We start from the raw sequence: 16,921 nt of genomic DNA on the forward strand, positions 1-16,921 counted from the left end.
CCTGTCCGACTAAATAAAGAGGCGTACAGCGGCGTTTTAGCAAAAAATGCAAACGCAGCGACTTGCAAAGTACTATACAAGCAAAAAAAACCGACACAATCGCCAAATGACAATCTGTGCAAGGATTGAACAATGACAAATGTTAATAAAACGGCAACAAGGATTAATTATATAAATTGCAGATTTATGCATCCACATTGAGTAAAGAAGCGAAACACGGGCTATAAGTGCATTTACGTGACCTGCATCACCTTTGTGACATTAGTTTTACTTATCTCATGACGTAGTTTTTCTCGCTTGTTGCTGACACATTCTGTCACTAAAATGTGCCTCGTTTTCAGGAAGTATTTACCCCGGTAAATATGAAAACCAAGAACTTCAAAACTGTTGTGTAGTTTTCATGGCAGTTTTCCCTGGTTCTTATGCTTGACTTCCTTCCTTCAATTTGTTGATTGCAATGATTTAATTTTTGCGGCCCGCTTGTTTCAAGTGGGCTTTTTTTTATGTTTTAATCGCCACCTTTCCCAAAGACAACAAGGACCCGTATGTCACTGCTGCGTATATTGCTTGCTTACCTGTTACTGCTGGTCGGCGCTTTTTCAACTTATGTCTGTATTTTTGGTGCCTTCCAGAGCCTGCCGGAGCAACAACCGGCAAAATACTTTATGGTTATCTTCGGCGCCTTGCTGGCGGCTGTCAGCCTCACCCTCGCCGGTTTTCTCAACCGCCGCCGTAACTGGTGCCGCTCCAGCGGTATCGCCTTGTTGGCGGCAGCAGGTTTGGCGCTTCTGATCATAGTGTCCGATGCATCATACAGAGACACGGCCCAGTTGCCGCCGATGATCGCCTTAAACGATTATACGGTCGGTGGGCCCGTGGTTATTTTGGTGCTGATACTCGGCGGCTTGCTGCTGTGGCAAGGTCTCAAGCAGGCCCGAAAGCCAGTAGAAGAACTCAGTGAAGAAACTGAGTAATCAAAGCGTTGCTCTGAGCGGGACATTAGCCAAGCGCCAAAGTCAGCCGATGTAACCCCACGGGGGCTTAGAGCGTTAAGCTGTGTTACTCTCGAGTTACCTGCAATCATTGCCGTAAGCAACACAGAAGCCATGGCAGACTTTGATGTTTTATCTTGTGCCGCGCGCTCTTATACAGTGGCGCCAGCCACAAACAGGGGTGATAGATAAATGGCTCACGAACTGGATACTCTGGATCTCAATCTGATGCGCCTACTTAAAGCGGTTGTCGACAATCGCAGTATCAAGTTGGCCGCCATGCAACTTGGGATCTCTCAGCCCAGTGCCAGCCGGGGTGTAATGCGCCTGAAGCAAACCTTCCAGGATCCCCTGTTTGTCCGAAAACCCCATGGTGTAGAGCCCTCTCCCATGGCGCTGCGCCTGGCAGAAGAGTTTGACAATATTCTGGCCCCTATCGAGAAAGTCCTGCTGGAGTTCGAAGACTTCAGCGCCGACACCTACACAGGGCAAATAGCCATAGTGACAGATCCCTACCTGATGGATGAACAGGGACAAAGATTGCTGCAAAGCTGTCACCGGGCCTTTCCCAAAGCCAGCTTCACCTTTTCCAGCTGGAATGGTTACAGCCATGATGAGATGCTCGAAGGCATACATGACTATTGTATTTTGGATCAGGAAACCGAGCTGTCCAAGGATATCTATATGCGGCCGCTGTTCACCGAAAAACGGGTGATCCTGGCACGCAAAAATCATCCGCTGCTCGGCGATGAAAATGATTGGCAGACAGTGTCCACGCTGCCGATAGTCTCCCTGCCTGCACCGGCCTCCTACAATCCGCAATGCACTGTGGAGTCAGAGTATCAGCGTATGGGTTATCAGCCCCATGTGCTGCTCAAGTCCTACAATCTTAGGGTCGCCTGCCAGATGTTGCTGGAAACCGACGCCATCATGTACGCCAGTCAAGGCACTGCCAGGTTGATGCCGGAGCTGGCCTCCTTCCCCATGCCCCAGGTCAATCGGGAGTTCAGCCACTTCGTGGTGTCCGGCGGCTTTTTGCAGACCTACCGTAATCACCCGCTGCACCGGCATCTTCACAAGGTAATGCAAGACACCTTTCGGCCATCGCAAGCATCTGTCCAGACTGAAATAGATATTCAAAATTGAATATCTCAATTACCTACCAACCCAAAAATTGACCGGTTAACCTAGTGGCGTAAGTTTGGAATTGCTACTTAATTTTGTTGTTACTCCTTTTTTCATCACTTATCTGGCCAGATAGTTCCGGGTGTAATGCGCAATTCTCCGTTATGCATATTTTTAATTTCATGTAGAAGGTGAATTATGATCCTTGCACGCGTATTTCTATTGTTTGCGATTTCCGCCGAAGTGGCGGGTACCAGTACCATGAACCTGCTGGGACCCGAAGGCTCAATCTGGGGCTACCTGTTGATGTACCTCTTGATTGGTGTGTCATACTTCTTTTTATCACTGGCGGCGAAGAAGATTGCCATAGGCGTGGCTTATGCGGTTTGGGAAGGTTTGGGCATAGCCCTGATCACCCTGGTATCCATGCTGCTGTTTGACTCCAGGCTCAACCCGCAGGAGCTTGCCGGACTGGCCTTGGCCATCCTGGGTATAGTGTTGGTGACTCTGGGGGAGAGCCATGAAGGTGATAAAACCAAAGTTCAGGATACCGGCTTGGGAGCAAACAGCACCGCCGGTAACCTGTAACGGAGGCGAACATGAACCAGTTTCTGACGCTCTCCTTTGGCTATGTGGTGCTGGCCGCCTTGATTGATATTGCCGCCAATATGGCGCTCACCCGCTCCAATGGGTTCAAGCGTAAATTATGGGGCGCGCTGGCAATCCTGCTGGTGCTGAGCGCTTTTACTCTGCTGGCACAGGCAGTGAAAGAGATAGACTTGGCGATCGCCTACGCCTCCTGGGGCGCCATAGGCATTTTGGGAACGGCTATCGGCGGCGCCTTGCTGTTCAAACAAAGACTCAAGCCCATAGGCTGGGTCGGCATAGCCGTGGTTATCGCCGCGGTTATCACCATGAAAACCGCCTAAGATCAGAAGGAATAAGTAAGGTCGAAATAAGCAAAAAGGCGCCTGAGGGCGCCTTTCTTATGCTCACTCTTTTATTAAAAACAATAAAGAGTTGTGCTCACTAAAGAGACTTATTTGGTACCGAAAATCTTGTCACCGGCATCACCCAGACCAGGCAGGATATAGCCCTTATCGTTCAGGCACTTATCGACAGACGCCGTGTAGAGTTCAATATCAGGATGCGCCTCTTCCAGTGCCTTGACGCCTTCAGGAGCCGCAACCAATACCAGCGCCTTGATATGCTTACAACCACGCTTTTTCAGCAAGTCTATGGTGCAAATCATGGAGCCGCCGGTAGCCAGCATAGGGTCAACTACCAGTGCCAAACGCTCTTCCATATCGCTGGCGAGTTTCTCGAAATAAGGCACAGGCTCCAGGGTTTCTTCGTCACGGTAAACACCGACGACAGAAATGCGGGCACTGGGAATGTTCTCCAGCACGCCGTCCATCATGCCAAGACCGGCACGCAGAATAGGCACTACAGTCACCTTCTTGCCTTTAATCTGCTCCACTTCAACGGGACCGTTCCAGCCCTCAATGGTCACAGTTTCGGTTTCCAAACCTGCGGTTGCCTCGTAGGTTAACAGGCTGCCAACCTCGGCGGCGAGCTCACGAAAACGCTTGGTGCTGATCTCAGCTTCGCGCATCAAACCGATTTTGTGGCGTACCAGCGGGTGTTTAACCTCGACAACTTTCATTCTTTTTCTCCTGATCTTGCGGGCGGGACGAGCAATCAGACTGGCGGCTCCCGGCGTGAAGAGCACAAACCAGCCGGATTTGGGCAAATTTCTGAGATTTTAGTTGATTTGTTCCGGCGGTAAAACAGAAAGTTTTATAAATCTGGTAAATCGTGACTTATATCCCTATGAATAAAGTGCAATCTTGGCTTTCGACCCCCCCGGCAAACTGCTAGAATAGCGCCGCATAAAATCCATAACGATGTACCCGAGAGGATCAAGTGAGTACCCCTACCCCACTGAGCTATAAAGACGCCGGTGTCGATATCGATGCAGGCAACGCACTCGTCAATAACATCAAGTCCGTAGTCAAACGCACTCACCGTCCTGAAGTCATGGGCAACCTGGGTGGTTTTGGCGCCCTGTGTGAACTGCCAACCAAATACAAGCACCCTGTGCTGGTTTCCGGTACCGATGGCGTGGGCACCAAGCTGCGCCTGGCCATTGACTTCAAAAAGCATGACACTGTCGGTATCGACCTGGTGGCCATGTGTGTCAACGACCTGCTGGTACAAGGCGCCGAGCCGCTGTTTTTCCTCGACTACTATGCTACCGGCAAGCTGGACGTCAATGTGGCGACCGATGTGGTCACAGGTATCGGCGAAGGCTGCTTCCAATCCGGTTGTGCCCTGATCGGTGGTGAAACTGCCGAAATGCCCGGCATGTACGAAGGCGCTGACTATGATCTGGCCGGTTTTTGTGTCGGTGTGGTGGAGAAAGAAGCCATCATCGACGGCAGCAAGGTACAGGCCGGTGATGCACTGATAGCCCTGGGCTCCAGTGGTCCTCATTCCAACGGTTACTCACTGATCCGTAAAGTCCTGGAAGTCAGCCAGGCCGACCCACAGCAAGATCTGGACGGCAAGCCGCTTATCGATCACTTGCTGGAACCGACCCGCATCTATGTCAAACCTTTGCTGGAACTGCTGGAAAAACATCCGGTTCACGCCATGGTACACATCACAGGCGGCGGTTTCTGGGAAAACATTCCAAGGGTACTGCCAGAAAATGCCAAGGCCGTTATCCAGGGCGAGTCCTGGCAGTGGCCCAGCGTATTCAACTGGCTCAAGCAAGCCGGTAATATCACAGAACATGAAATGTACCGCACCTTTAACTGTGGTGTCGGTATGATAGTTGCCCTGCCTCAGGCTGAAGCCGCCGCCGCCATTGAGCTACTCAAGGCCAAAGGTGAAAACGCCTGGCAGATAGGCACTATCGCCAATCGTACTCAACAAGAAGAGCAAGTGGAGATCCTTTAATGCAGGAGAGTTGTCGCATATTGGTAATGATTTCGGGCAATGGCAGTAATTTGCAGGCTGTTATCGACAGCTGTGATAGCAAGATGCCAGGGCGCGTGGTCGGAGTGATCAGCAACAAGGCCGATGCCTATGGTCTGATCCGGGCCCATCATGCCGAAATAGACACCAGTTGCGTCATCGCCCGCAAAGAGGAGTCCCGCGCCCAATACGATGCCAGACTGCAGGCGGCTATCGACAGATATCAGCCCGACCTCATCGTATTGGCCGGCTTTATGCGTATTCTCAGTGATGAGCTGGTCAGCCGTTACCAGGGCAAGATGCTCAATATCCACCCGTCACTGCTGCCCAAGTATCCTGGATTGGATACCCACAAGCGCGCCATCGAAGCCGGTGACAGCGAACATGGCGCCAGTGTTCATTTCGTTATCCCGGCACTGGACAGTGGCCCTGTGATTTTGCAGGCCAAGGTACCTGTGTTTGCCGATGACACAGTGGAAACTCTGGCGGCCAGGGTGCACGAGCAGGAACACGCCATCTACCCGATAGTGGTGCGCTGGTTCTGCCAGGGCCGACTGAAGATGGTTGACGGTAAGGCCTGGCTCGACGATGAAGCCATCGGCCCCAACGGCTACGCCCCGGACTGATCTCTGAGTAAACTTAGGTTGATTAATTCAGCAAAAAGGAGCCATACGGCTCCTTTTTTCATTCCAACAATGGCTATTACGGCTGTGGCGCAAGCTTGACTCTCCGCTTAATTTACCCGGATATGACGCTCCGTTACCGGCTTTTTACCGCGGCCAATTGTAATTTTATGACCAATGGCGTTAGATAGGGGCAGTTATCAGGACAGAACGAGACGCGCATGAAGAATATTATCTGCGATATAGACGGCGTGCTGATGCACGACAACAAGTTAATCCCCGGCAGTGACAAGTTTATCGCCCGGGTACTGGAACAGGGAAACCCCTTGGTTATCTTGACCAACTATCCGGTACAGACGGGCAAAGATCTGCAAAACCGCCTCGGCGCCGCCGGGCTGCATATTCCCGAAGAGTGTTTCTATACCTCGGCCATGGCGACCGCCGACTTTCTCAAGCATCAGGAAGGCAGCAAGGCTTTTGTCATAGGTGAAGGCGCCCTCACCCACGAGCTTTACAAGGCCGGCTTTACCATTACCGATATCAACCCCGACTTTGTTATCGTCGGCGAAACCCGCTCCTACAACTGGGACATGATCCACAAGGCCGCCCGCTTTGTTGCCGCCGACGCCCGTTTTATTGCCACCAATCCGGATACCCATGGCCCGGCTTATAGTCCCGCCTGTGGCGCTCTCTGTGCGCCTATTGAGAGAATAAGCGGTCGCAAGCCCTTCTACGTGGGTAAACCCAGCAGTTGGATCATCCGCTCGGCCCTGAACCATATAGATGGTCATTCCGAAAATACCGTGATTATCGGTGATAACATGCGCACCGATATTCTGGCCGGTTTTCAGGCCGGGCTGGAAACCATACTGGTCACCAGTGGGGTCAGCAAGCTGGAAGACATAGAGAAAGAGCCCTTCCGACCCAACCATGTCTTTGCCTGCGCCGCCGACATAGATGTGATCTGAAACCATTGGTAACATTCCTTTTACCGCCTCCGCTTGTGTCGGGGGCGTTTTTTCGTCCATGATAGCGCACGGGCAAGGGCAAAGCCTTTGCCACTCCATACCTGACAATAAAAGCAACAACAGGATCCGTTATGCGCTTGATGATCCCCCTGTGTACCCTGGCACTCTTGAGTGCCTGCAGCCAAAACAATACTGCCGACGACCCCATCCGCGTTGTCAGTTTCAATGAACAAGAGTTTCGCCAGGACATCCAAACCCTGGCCTCGGATGAATTTGAAGGCCGGGCGCCAACAACCCGCGGCGAGCAGCTGACTCTGGACTATCTCAGCAAGGCCTTTGCCGATATGGGGCTTGAGCCCGGCGCCAGCGGCAGCTACCTGCAAAAAGTGCCCATGGTGAGCTATACCGCCAGTGAAACCCAGGCAATACAGCTGGCCGGTATCGATTTTCAATATCCCCAAGATCTGGTGCTCGGCAGTCGCCATGATGTCAAACGCGTCGATATCACCAACGCGCCGCTGGTGTTTGTCGGTTACGGTATCAACGCCCCCGAGTACGACTGGAACGACTACCAGGGCCTGGATATGAAGGGCAAAATCGCCCTTATTCTGGTGAATGACCCGGGCTTTGCCCGCCCGGATCTCGGTAAATTCAACGGCAAGGCAATGACCTATTACGGCCGCTGGACCTACAAGTATGAAGAAGCCAGCCGTCAGGGCGCATTGGGCGCCATTATCATTCACGACACGGCTCCTGCCGCTTATCCCTGGTCTGTGGTGGAAAACAGCTGGACCGGCCCACAACAGGATCTGGCCTCGGATTCCGGCAACGAGCGAGTGGCGGTGGAAGGCTGGATAACCCTGGATGCCGCCAAAAAGGTGTTTGCCAAGGCCGGGCTTGAACTGGACAGCGCCATCAGCCGCGCTGCCCACGGTCCACTGCAACTGACGCTGGGGCAAACCGCCAGCATAGGTTTCGATAACAAGGCCGAGTATGGCGACAGCTACAATGTGGTTGCCACTCTGCCGGGCAGCAGCCGTGTCAATGAGCATATTCTGTTTACCGGCCACTGGGATCATTTGGGCATGAGCAGTTCGGCCGAAGGCGACAAGGTGTTCAATGGCGCCATGGACAACGCCTCCGGCATCGCCGGCATGCTGGCCATCGCCCGTGAGTTTGCCGCCGACGCCAAGGCTGGCAAGCGCCTCAAGCGTTCGCTGACTTTTATCGCCACCACAGGCGAAGAGCAAGGTCTGCTGGGATCACGTTTCTATGCCGCCCAACCGGCGTACCCTTTGGAAAACACCATAGGGGTGATTAATCTCGACAGCACCAATATCTATGGCCGCACCAAAGACTTCACCATAGTGGGCAAAGGCAAGTCTGAGCTTGAGCGTTATCTGGAAGCCGCGCTCAAGACCCAGGGCCGCTATGCCACAGCAGAGAAACACCCCGAGTCCGGCGGTTTCTTCCGCTCGGATCACTTCAGTTTTGCCCAGTATGGCGTACCTGCGGTATTTGCCGGTGGCGGCAGCGAACCTGTGGATCAGGCCACCGCTGACTACAAAGCAGCAATGAAGCAGCAGATGAAAGGCTGCTATCACAACCTCTGTGATGAGTATCATGCCAACTGGGATCTCTCCGGCGCGCTGGAAGATCTGGCCGTGTACTACAAGGCCGCCAAAGGCTTGGCGGATTCTGCCGACCGCCCGGGTTATTTCAAGGGCACAGAGTTTTATAGCCTGCGGCCGGAAACCGGCGTTGCTCCGGCGATTTAACCAGACACATTTCCCCATCCCCAAAGGCGCCTCCGGCGCCTTTTTGCGTTGTTTTCCGGGCAGATAAATCAATCGCCGATAAAAGCAGCGGCTTTGGGAAAGTGCCAATTTGCACGCTGTTACAGCGAGCTAAAATGCAGATCTTTCACCAATTAAGCGATTAAATTGTTTAACCCTCAAAAAAACAGGTCACAAAACGCATTATAATTTACAGATTTAGTCATTTTTATGATTTATATTCAAAAATAAAGCTTGGCTTTTGAGAATTCTACAGGCAAAGTGAAGCCATTGCTGAAGAAACACCAAGTTTGGAGTCTTACCATGTGTTCAATTTTTGCCATTCTCGATATCCAGTCTGACGCCGCCGCTCTGAGAAGCACTGCGCTGGAGATGTCCAAACTGATGCGCCACCGCGGCCCGGACTGGTCGGGTATTCATACCACTCCAAGAGCGATTCTCGCCCATGAGCGGCTGGCCATTGTCGATATCGAACACGGCGCCCAGCCGCTGTTATCTGAAGATGGCCAGTTGGTATTGGCAGTCAACGGTGAAATCTACAACCACAAAGAACTCAAGGCCGAGCTCGGCGACAAGTACAGCTACCAGACCAACTCGGATTGCGAAGTGATCCTGGCGTTGTATCAGGAATATGGCTGCGACTTTCTCGATAAGCTCAACGGTATTTTTGCCTTCGTACTCTACGACAAGGCCAAGGACTGCTACCTCATAGGCCGGGATCACATGGGGATCATCCCGCTTTACACCGGCCGCGATACCAGTGGCAACCTTTATGTCGCCTCTGAGATGAAAGCGCTGGTACCCGTATGTAAAACCGTGGAAGTTTTCAGCCCCGGGCATTACCTCTTCAGTGAAGATGACGTGCCGGTGCAATACTATCGGCGTGACTGGCGCGACTATGAAGCGGTAGCCCAAAACAGCGCCTCCAGCGAAGAGCTGCGCGAAGCGTTGGAAGCCGCGGTAAAGCGCCAGTTGATGTCAGATGTGCCCTATGGCGTTTTGCTATCAGGCGGGCTGGACTCCTCGGTGATTTCCGCCATAACCCAAACTTTTGCCAAACGCCGTATTGAAGACAACGATGCCTCCGATGCCTGGTGGCCACAGCTGCACTCCTTTGCCGTGGGCCTGAAAGGGGCACCGGATCTGGCGGCGGCACAAAAGGTCGCCGATGCCATAGGCACCATACACCATGAGCTGCACTTCACCTTCCAGGAAGGCCTGGATGCCATCAAGGAGGTGATTTATCACCTGGAAACCTATGATGTCACCACCATACGCGCTGCAACCCCCATGTATTTGATGGCGCGCAAGATCAAGGCTATGGGGATCAAGATGGTGCTCTCGGGCGAAGGGGCCGATGAACTGTTCGGCGGTTACCTCTATTTCCACAAGGCACCAAACGCCCGCGCCTTCCACGAAGAACTGGTGCGTAAACTCGACAAGCTGCACCTGTACGACTGCCTGCGGGCCAACAAGTCCATGGCAGCCTGGGGCCTGGAAGCCCGAGTACCTTTCCTCGACAAGGAGTTTATGGACGTGGCCATGCGCCTGAACCCAGAAGCCAAGATGTCGCGCGATGGCCGGATTGAAAAGCATATTCTGCGTGAAGCCTTCGAGCATAAGCTCCCGGCCGAAGTCGCCTGGCGCCAGAAAGAGCAGTTCAGTGACGGTGTGGGTTACTCTTGGATTGATGGCCTGAAAGAACATGCCGCCGCCCAGGTGGAGGATAAAGAGCTGGCCAACGCCCGTTTCCGCTTCCCGCACAACACGCCGGAAACCAAAGAGGCCTACTTCTATCGCTGTTTCTTTGAAGAGCACTTCCCGCTGGAGTCGGCAGCACTGACTGTACCGGGTGGTAAATCGGTTGCCTGCTCCACCCCGGAAGCGCTGGCCTGGGATGAGAGCCTGTCAGGCATCATAGATCCTTCCGGCCGAGCGGTGCGCTCTGTGCATAGCGCATCTTATTGAGCTTAAGTAAAAACCATAAAGGCGCCAAATGGCGCCTTTATTCGTTAGCGGAAATAGGAGCTTCGCTTCTGTGCCGCTTTATTTGCTTTGAGCTTGTTCACTTGCGCCTTGTTCTCATCACTCTAAGCCCGGCCGTTGCTTGGTGGCGATCAACTTGCCGTTGCCGGCAGCGCTCGAGAATAGCCTGCCGCTCGCTGTCAGTTGCCTGATGCCAGGCAAGAATTTCTTCCAGCGTCCTGAAACATCCCAGGCAAACATCCTGCAGGTCCAGGCAGCAGTGACGAATACAGGGAGAGTCCACCCTGTTACTGCGCTTTGGTTGCCTGGACATATTGGCTTCCTAGCTGCCGCGTTTAAGGTAGCTTGGCTGATGCAGCTCAGTAACCTCAAGCGAGACACTGTCGGCTTTGACCGCTATTGGCTCCAGTGCGGCAAACACACTTTGGGTCAGGGCTTGCTTTTGCTCATCGGTGCGTCCCGGCATAATGGCCAAACGCACATGGATAAAGCTTTGAGCGCTGTCCTCCCCAACCAGGAAATGTTCACAGGCATGCGCCCTACTCTTGATGGCAGATGGTGTGAACAAGCCTGAGTCTATGGCACCTTGGTGCACCACCTGAACCAGCTTGGCAATCGACAACTGCTGCGCCAGGGGCGCCGAATACTCAATAATACAGTGAGGCATAATCCTTCCTTGTTAAAGGCAGAAGCATCTGGGTCTATTCAGACCAGACGGCATACTCGTTTTGGCTCGGGCAGCGGAAATGAAAGCGCCGGCCACCGGGAAAACTGAAAATATCTTTGCAGATCTCCCCGCCATGGGTCTTGACGGCCTCCAGACTGGCGTTCAGATCATTTGAGTAAATCACCAACAAGGGGCTGCCGTTGAGGGTATCAAAGCTCAGTGATGAGCGAAAAAAACCGCCATCGATCCCGGCCTGGGTAAAGCAGCTGTAATCCGGACCGTAATCAACAAAGCCCCAGCCAAACACCGCCTGAAAAAACGCCTTGGTGGCTTCCAGCTCCCGGGCGGGAAGTTCAAGATAATTAATCCTATGATGTAACGCCATGGCTTTCCTCCCGCCGCTTGGGCGACTTGATTGCTGTGATACTTAAGTACTTATTATTTTGGGCGGCTGAAACTTGGACCGGGGCTATCGCTCAAGCAGGCTTGTCATAGTTATAGCAAGCGCTGCAGCGTTACACTGGCCAGCCCTATCAGACCGCCAAAGACACCGCCCCAGACAACCAACCAGCCAAGGTGGGTCTTGATCATCTGCTGCACCATCTCCTTGACCAACTGCGGCGTAAGCTCGGCCAGCCGCTGCTCGACAATATCCTGAATTTGGCTACGCATATCCGCCATCACCCCGGGCTGTTCCAGTTCGCCCTTGAGCAGCTCGTAAAAATCATCGCTCTTGGCAATATCTGCCAGAGATTGCTGCATCTTTTCGATAAAGGGTTGCTTGAGTGGGGTGAGCGCTTCTTCACCGCCAAACATGGATAACATACCACCCAATGAAGATTGGGCAACCGTGGCCACCAAAGCATCGAAGGCTGGAGCCAAGTCCACCTTGCCGATAACGCCGGACAGATCCAGGCTCTGTTTGTCGGAGCGGGTCGACAGGAAACGGTCTATGTTGGCCTCAGAGAAAAACTGCTCCATCATCAGCTCGCTGATAGCTTGCTTGAACTGTTCGAAACGGGCCGGGATGACCCCTGAGCCATAGAGACCCGGCACTTTTTCAAACAACATATGCACCGCCAGCCAGTTGGTAATGGCGCCGGATACGGCAAACAGGCCGATGTTGAATAACACATCAGAGTGCATGCCATAGCCGGTAAGCATAATGGCCAGCGCCAAGAGGTTGGTAACGGCGCTCTTGTCGAGCACAGGTGTCTGTTGTACTGCTGTTTTCAATCTGAAATCCCCTGAAATTAAAACCCGCTAATGGTAGCAAACAGGGGGCAGCAGATTAAAGTAGTGCGTGATACAGACCTTGCTCTGTGCCATCTGTCTCGACTTGTTGAGACAGCTCGCCAAATTCACGCTTGACCGCCAGCACCTTGGCATCCTGCGCCAAAGTTCGGGCTCGGCAAGTCAGCTCTTTGGCAATGCCCTGACCACGGTAATCGGGCAATACGAAAAGATCATCCAGATACCATAAAGGCTTTAGCAACAAGGAGGAGAATGAGGGAAAAACCTGAGTGAAGGCCACCGGATAATCGCCCTCGGTGGCGATGAAGATCATCGAATCGTTTTCCAGTAAGCGGGCCCGTAAAAATTCACGGCAACGACTCAGATCTGAGCCCTGCCCCAGTTCCTGCCGATACTCGTCAAACAGCAGGACCAGTTGTTCCAAATCCATTTCAGTAGCCAAACGTATTTGCATTTTTCATCCCTGAATACAAGTTGAAATTTTACTATTTGCCAGAGGCAAAACGACAATAAACTCCTTAAACAACGCAAGGTTAACATAGAAAAGCTTATCTGGCAGCAGCTTTAATCGCCCTCCCCCATAAGTCAGTTCCCGTTCATGCCTATCCCGGTAGCCGTTTTCAACGAGTACACGAACCAGGCGTATTTAGCCGTATTGGCCGGCGATAACAACAGCCCCCCGCCATTAAGCAAGTCACCCGGCCACACCAAGGCTCCTAAATAGTTCCCCCGGCCATCAAGCACTGAAACCGGCAATTTAAGCAAGGCAATCAATTGGAATATTGCTCATATGATTTGCCGGGCACAGTTGTTTTCATGGCGAATTATGTTGTCAACCCCCACAAAATCAGGGTTTTATAACATTTGCTAAAAACTTGACCTTTGGCTAATTGTTTTCAAATTAAGTACTGGGTATTGTATAACCAATTCAAATACTTAGCTTTAGCACTTCCTTAAGCTTAAGGACGAAAGTAACAACACTTTTCCGTTTTCAGCGGAATGCAGGGACGAACAGAGTTTGGACCCGTGCGGTAGCCATGGATTTACTAAACGCTTTTTGTAAGGACTGGGTTTTAGGGTTCTTGGTTGTACGGCTTGAAGTGCTCATGACAAGCGCCTCAGAACTGATTTTTTATACAGTATTATTGACGTTCTGGACAAAATGCCGGGAATTTGCAGCTAAGCTTGCGCGTTATTTCCGTAACATTTTAGAAAATTTCATTAAATTCATAAAGTTAAAAAATACAGTGGGTAGATAATAGGTTTGGAAACCGCGCATGCGCGTTTAGCTGCAAGGGATATTAAGACTAAAATCTTTTATATCCAGCTAATACAAACAGATAGCGATGCGCGTTTACACTCCTCCGAGGACTAAAACGCGCATGCGCACTATACAGCTGTTATGTGCGATTTAGTTGGGGAATGGGCTCTTCAAATTTGAGAGTTTGGCTCTTCTAAAATTCAGAGTTGTATTGAGAAATGGAATTCGTATCTAGTCATCACATTTTCAAACCAGGAATTTTGCGGATAACTGGAATTCCATCGATCCCTCACATACGAACCTTGGGCATATTTCAGGCCTCGGCCATTCTAAGCACGTTACACATATTAATGGCGGGCGCTTCAAAGTATCTGGTGGCGCAAACATCCAGCGTTGGCCACTTCTCATTCTTTAGCCCAATCGCAATTTCTAGCATCAAGTCAGCTGGCCATTTTCTGTTTTCCATTCACGCTTCGAGTGTTAGCATGTTTGTAAATTTCGGGTTTGCACATAACAAGCGGCAGCAGGCGGACTCGGCAAAAGCTGTCACCAAATTTGCTGGCGCAAATTTAGCGCCAGTTTTACCTCGCCGCTGTGCCGGGCGTTATAAATCAAGGAGAGGGTAGATGTCATCTAAGTTGAGCGGATCTTTAACAAGTGAGATTTTTAATAAGATCCTTAGGAACTCCCTTTCTGAAAAATTTGAAGAAGCTCTGTTCTTGTTTAGAGGAGCCGAAAAGTCACAAAATGAAAAACTTGAGGCGGTGACCAAATGGTACAGAGAGCAGAGGCTTGTAATGGTGTTGGGGGCTGGCTCGTCCGTTTCATATGGGCTTCCAAATTGGGATACATTGCTTCAAAAGCTATTGCTAATAACTATTAAATCTGATGATGAAGAAAACGAAAAAAATGGAGAAAAGGCAGGCGTTTTGGCAAGGACTTTTAATAGCATATTCGAGCCAAACTCATTGATTTCAGCTAGGTATCTCCATAATTATTTTAAAAAGAAAAACCCTAAATCTAACCTTGCATTTGAAAATGCTATTCGAGATTCTCTATATCATGGGATTGATATAAAGGACGACTCTGACTTACTTAAAGAAATGAGACAGTTTTGTATTGCGGCTGGAAAGAGCCCTAATTTGGATTCAATAATCACTTATAATTACGACGACTTGCTTGAACAATGCCTTCAAAAAATTGACGTCGACATCCCATTTTCTTCAATTCATGCTAGAGGAATGAAGCACCAGCAACATCATCTTCCTATATATCATGTTCATGGCTACTTACCTCAGAAAGGGCAGTTAACCTCTAAAAACAAAGTTGTTTTAAGTGAGGATGGATACCATCAGCAATACACAGATGTATATGGGTGGAGCAACCTAATACAGATAAATAAGTTCAAGGACTTTAACTGTTTATTGATAGGCTTATCTTTCTCTGATCCTAACTTGCGGCGACTACTGGACATTGCCAAGAATGAAAGAGGTGATGATGAAGTTCATCATTATTGCTTTAAGAAAAGACATGAAAAATCGAAAGTAAAATCACAATTAGAAAAACTCCTTACAGATAATGAAGATATACTGGATGAGAAAGTTGCTGCTCAATTACAACTAGATGAAGTCGTAAATGAGTTGATTAAATTGATGGAAAAATTCGAGGAAAATGATGCGCTGTCTTTTGGTGTTGGCATAATTTGGGTAGACAAATATGAAGAAATACCGGAGTTGCTTAAGAAAATAAGAGTTGGCGTCAAATGATTTATAACAAAGCATTCCAGCGGACAAGCCGCTGAACGCGGCGTTGATATGATTCCCATTGTCAAATAGATAAGAGTGTCCTTACCGGAGACCCAAAAATCTCCGGTAAGGGCACTCTGACAGTCGGACTTTGGCGAGTAAGTGTCGGCGGTTGACCTTGCTGATATCCGCGAGTTTGGTTATTCGCATTACTTGTGTTCGCCGCAGGAGCCTTGCCTCAGTCTAGGAGCGCGGATGTGACCGCTTAACGCCCTCGAGGATTGCTCGCACCGCTGCCGCCGTCCGGCGCTGCCAGAGTGATTTTTAAATGTAATTCAGTACGCTTGTTGTGGCATATCGGCATCAAAACCTTGGGCTAAATCCCAAATGTAGCCTGTCAGTTCGCGAGCCACAGCGGTAACGACTTTATTGTATTCTTTGCCTCTTGCTTTTAAGGCATGAAAGCGTCGACATAGGCGCTGCTGGATTTCCCATGAGCGAGTTTGCAGTTTGATAGAGTGCTCTTGTTGGCGACTTTCCAATTCCCTCGAGACCCTAGCGGGGAAACGATAGGCCCAGGCCGATTCAATAAGGATGCGTCTGGCGTGGCTATTGCCGCACTTAGTGATGCCGCCACGCCGTTCCCGCTGACCACTGGAGTGTTCGCTGGGTGTCAAACCGACAAAGTTCATCAGTGAACGCGGAGAAGCAAAGCGTCTGAGGTCACCCAGTTCCGCCAATAGGGTCATAGCGGATAAGAAACGTACTCCACGCAGTACCGTCAGACGTTGCACCAGTGGGTACCAACGCCAGCTTTCGGCCAGGCTTTGCAGTTCCAATTCCAGCCGTTGCAAGCGCTCATAGCGCTCGGTAACGATATGAATGTAATGCTGAAAGGTGATTTTAGTAGCACTTTGTGGAAAGCTGATATCAGCCAGGTGGCGTCGATAGGCCTCGGTCCAGTTTTGCCGACCTGTGCAGGGATGACCATGACGCAGCAGAAAGGATTTCAGCCGTTGCCGTGCCTGGCGCAAATCGAGCATGGCATCTTCCCGGCAGCGGATAAGGTCGCGGATAGCTTCATCCCGCTCATCCGGAACATAAATAGAGTGCAAATCGCCGCTACGCGCTAACCTGGCCAATGTCATGGCATCGCGTTTATCGGTTTTGACCCGGTCGCCCGGAGCTTTGGGGATGAGTGCCGGCGCTACCACCCAGCATTCAATACCACGGCGCAACAGATGGCGATAGAGCCAGAAGCCACAGGGACCAGCCTCATAAATAACACAGAGCTTGCTGGTCTTGACTGTTTGATTTTTAATGAGTTTATCGAATGAACGCAGGTTGGTTGGGATTGTGCCATGGTAATGCACGGTCTCAGCAGACTTATCAGAAACCCAGGCCACGTCAGTGGTCTCCTTGTGTACGTCCAACCCGATAAAAAGTGTGTTAGCTTTAGACATGTCGGCCTCCTGTGATTGTTTGCCTATTGGATCAACAAACAGTGTGGCTCTGGTTTAAC

At 51.0% G+C, this 16,921-nt stretch carries 17 protein-coding genes; 10 read left to right on the forward strand and 7 right to left on the reverse strand.

From position 1 onward, the window contains the following. The first annotated feature begins 545 nt into the window (after nucleotides 1–545). The 4 genes from E1N14_RS12650 (at nucleotide 546) to E1N14_RS12665 (ending at nucleotide 3,046) form a co-directional block, all read left to right on the forward strand. Entirely contained in the window at nucleotides 546–974 is a 429-nt protein-coding gene (locus tag E1N14_RS12650; RefSeq protein WP_025011950.1) for a hypothetical protein, read from the forward strand. 210 nt (nucleotides 975–1,184) lie between these two features. Beyond that, entirely contained in the window at nucleotides 1,185–2,138 is a 954-nt protein-coding gene (locus E1N14_RS12655) for a LysR family transcriptional regulator (protein ID WP_044734660.1), read from the forward strand. A gap of 177 nt (nucleotides 2,139–2,315) precedes the next feature. Next, nucleotides 2,316–2,705, forward strand: a complete 390-nt coding sequence (locus tag E1N14_RS12660) for an SMR family transporter (protein WP_025011949.1) — start codon at nucleotides 2,316–2,318, stop codon at nucleotides 2,703–2,705. Nucleotides 2,706–2,716: 11 nt separating this feature from the next. Then, the gene (locus E1N14_RS12665; protein ID WP_028781645.1) at nucleotides 2,717–3,046 is read left to right on the forward strand and encodes an SMR family transporter; all 330 of its coding nucleotides are present in this window, start codon (nucleotides 2,717–2,719) and stop codon (nucleotides 3,044–3,046) included. 110 nt (nucleotides 3,047–3,156) lie between these two features. Here E1N14_RS12665 and upp read toward each other — a convergent pair whose 3' ends face one another. Then, nucleotides 3,157–3,783 carry a uracil phosphoribosyltransferase gene (upp, locus tag E1N14_RS12670; RefSeq protein WP_028781646.1) on the reverse strand — a complete coding sequence of 209 codons (627 nt, stop codon included), beginning with the start codon at nucleotides 3,781–3,783 and terminating at the stop codon, nucleotides 3,157–3,159. 260 nt (nucleotides 3,784–4,043) lie between these two features. On the opposite strand from upp, the gene purM reads away from it, so the two are divergent. The 5 genes from purM (at nucleotide 4,044) to asnB (ending at nucleotide 10,454) form a co-directional block, all read left to right on the forward strand. Further along, nucleotides 4,044–5,081, forward strand: a complete 1,038-nt coding sequence (gene purM / locus E1N14_RS12675) for a phosphoribosylformylglycinamidine cyclo-ligase (RefSeq protein WP_025011948.1) — start codon at nucleotides 4,044–4,046, stop codon at nucleotides 5,079–5,081. Next, on the forward strand, nucleotides 5,081–5,725 hold the full coding sequence (purN, locus tag E1N14_RS12680; RefSeq protein ID WP_025011947.1) for a phosphoribosylglycinamide formyltransferase: 645 nt from the start codon (nucleotides 5,081–5,083) through the stop codon (nucleotides 5,723–5,725). Before purM ends, purN begins: the two co-directional genes overlap by 1 nt. A gap of 218 nt (nucleotides 5,726–5,943) precedes the next feature. Further along, nucleotides 5,944–6,690 (forward strand): HAD-IIA family hydrolase, encoded by a 747-nt coding sequence (locus E1N14_RS12685; protein ID WP_025011946.1) that lies wholly within the window; start codon nucleotides 5,944–5,946, stop codon nucleotides 6,688–6,690. A gap of 131 nt (nucleotides 6,691–6,821) precedes the next feature. Then, nucleotides 6,822–8,468, forward strand: a complete 1,647-nt coding sequence (locus tag E1N14_RS12690) for a M28 family metallopeptidase (protein WP_062793948.1) — start codon at nucleotides 6,822–6,824, stop codon at nucleotides 8,466–8,468. A 321-nt stretch (nucleotides 8,469–8,789) separates the two neighbouring features. Continuing rightward, nucleotides 8,790–10,454 carry an asparagine synthase B gene (gene asnB, locus E1N14_RS12695; RefSeq protein WP_025011945.1) on the forward strand — a complete coding sequence of 555 codons (1,665 nt, stop codon included), beginning with the start codon at nucleotides 8,790–8,792 and terminating at the stop codon, nucleotides 10,452–10,454. 97 nt (nucleotides 10,455–10,551) lie between these two features. Here asnB and E1N14_RS12700 read toward each other — a convergent pair whose 3' ends face one another. The 5 genes from E1N14_RS12700 to E1N14_RS12720 form a co-directional block, all read right to left on the reverse strand. Further along, nucleotides 10,552–10,785 (reverse strand): DUF1289 domain-containing protein, encoded by a 234-nt coding sequence (locus E1N14_RS12700; protein ID WP_081782998.1) that lies wholly within the window; start codon nucleotides 10,783–10,785, stop codon nucleotides 10,552–10,554. A 9-nt stretch (nucleotides 10,786–10,794) separates the two neighbouring features. Beyond that, nucleotides 10,795–11,139 (reverse strand): 5-carboxymethyl-2-hydroxymuconate Delta-isomerase, encoded by a 345-nt coding sequence (locus tag E1N14_RS12705; protein ID WP_025011944.1) that lies wholly within the window; start codon nucleotides 11,137–11,139, stop codon nucleotides 10,795–10,797. A gap of 34 nt (nucleotides 11,140–11,173) precedes the next feature. Further along, on the reverse strand, nucleotides 11,174–11,524 hold the full coding sequence (locus E1N14_RS12710) for a VOC family protein (RefSeq protein WP_025011943.1): 351 nt from the start codon (nucleotides 11,522–11,524) through the stop codon (nucleotides 11,174–11,176). A gap of 110 nt (nucleotides 11,525–11,634) precedes the next feature. Then, nucleotides 11,635–12,303, reverse strand: coding sequence for a DUF445 domain-containing protein (locus tag E1N14_RS12715; RefSeq protein ID WP_044735846.1), 669 nt, complete (start codon nucleotides 12,301–12,303; stop codon nucleotides 11,635–11,637). 127 nt (nucleotides 12,304–12,430) lie between these two features. Beyond that, on the reverse strand, nucleotides 12,431–12,847 hold the full coding sequence (locus tag E1N14_RS12720; RefSeq protein ID WP_025011941.1) for a GNAT family N-acetyltransferase: 417 nt from the start codon (nucleotides 12,845–12,847) through the stop codon (nucleotides 12,431–12,433). Between the two features lie 1,433 nt (nucleotides 12,848–14,280). Between E1N14_RS12720 and E1N14_RS12725 the strand changes: the two genes are divergently transcribed. Next, complete coding sequence (locus E1N14_RS12725) at nucleotides 14,281–15,420, forward strand: SIR2 family protein (protein WP_025011938.1); 1,140 nt, start codon at nucleotides 14,281–14,283, stop codon at nucleotides 15,418–15,420. 314 nt (nucleotides 15,421–15,734) lie between these two features. On the opposite strand, the gene E1N14_RS12730 is transcribed toward E1N14_RS12725, so the two are convergent. Next, nucleotides 15,735–16,862: an IS110 family RNA-guided transposase gene (locus tag E1N14_RS12730; RefSeq protein ID WP_152134916.1), complete on the reverse strand. Its 1,128-nt coding sequence runs from the start codon at nucleotides 16,860–16,862 to the stop codon at nucleotides 15,735–15,737. Nucleotides 16,863–16,921: the final 59 nt, after the last annotated feature.

Source organism: Shewanella algae (genome assembly GCF_009183365.2).
Lineage (GTDB): Bacteria > Pseudomonadota > Gammaproteobacteria > Enterobacterales > Shewanellaceae > Shewanella > Shewanella algae.

Coding starts and splice junctions, on each gene's coding strand:
- E1N14_RS12650 (WP_025011950.1), top strand. CDS start 546: ATGTCACTGCTGCGTATATTGCTTGCTTACCTGTTACTGCTGGTCGGC.
- E1N14_RS12655 (WP_044734660.1), top strand. CDS start 1,185: ATGGCTCACGAACTGGATACTCTGGATCTCAATCTGATGCGCCTACTT.
- E1N14_RS12660 (WP_025011949.1), top strand. CDS start 2,316: ATGATCCTTGCACGCGTATTTCTATTGTTTGCGATTTCCGCCGAAGTG.
- E1N14_RS12665 (WP_028781645.1), top strand. CDS start 2,717: ATGAACCAGTTTCTGACGCTCTCCTTTGGCTATGTGGTGCTGGCCGCC.
- upp (WP_028781646.1), bottom strand. CDS start 3,783: ATGAAAGTTGTCGAGGTTAAACACCCGCTGGTACGCCACAAAATCGGT.
- purN (WP_025011947.1), top strand. CDS start 5,081: ATGCAGGAGAGTTGTCGCATATTGGTAATGATTTCGGGCAATGGCAGT.
- E1N14_RS12685 (WP_025011946.1), top strand. CDS start 5,944: ATGAAGAATATTATCTGCGATATAGACGGCGTGCTGATGCACGACAAC.
- E1N14_RS12690 (WP_062793948.1), top strand. CDS start 6,822: ATGCGCTTGATGATCCCCCTGTGTACCCTGGCACTCTTGAGTGCCTGC.
- asnB (WP_025011945.1), top strand. CDS start 8,790: ATGTGTTCAATTTTTGCCATTCTCGATATCCAGTCTGACGCCGCCGCT.
- E1N14_RS12700 (WP_081782998.1), bottom strand. CDS start 10,785: ATGTCCAGGCAACCAAAGCGCAGTAACAGGGTGGACTCTCCCTGTATT.
- E1N14_RS12705 (WP_025011944.1), bottom strand. CDS start 11,139: ATGCCTCACTGTATTATTGAGTATTCGGCGCCCCTGGCGCAGCAGTTG.
- E1N14_RS12710 (WP_025011943.1), bottom strand. CDS start 11,524: ATGGCGTTACATCATAGGATTAATTATCTTGAACTTCCCGCCCGGGAG.
- E1N14_RS12715 (WP_044735846.1), bottom strand. CDS start 12,303: ATGCTTACCGGCTATGGCATGCACTCTGATGTGTTATTCAACATCGGC.
- E1N14_RS12720 (WP_025011941.1), bottom strand. CDS start 12,847: ATGCAAATACGTTTGGCTACTGAAATGGATTTGGAACAACTGGTCCTG.
- E1N14_RS12725 (WP_025011938.1), top strand. CDS start 14,281: ATGTCATCTAAGTTGAGCGGATCTTTAACAAGTGAGATTTTTAATAAG.
- E1N14_RS12730 (WP_152134916.1), bottom strand. CDS start 16,862: ATGTCTAAAGCTAACACACTTTTTATCGGGTTGGACGTACACAAGGAG.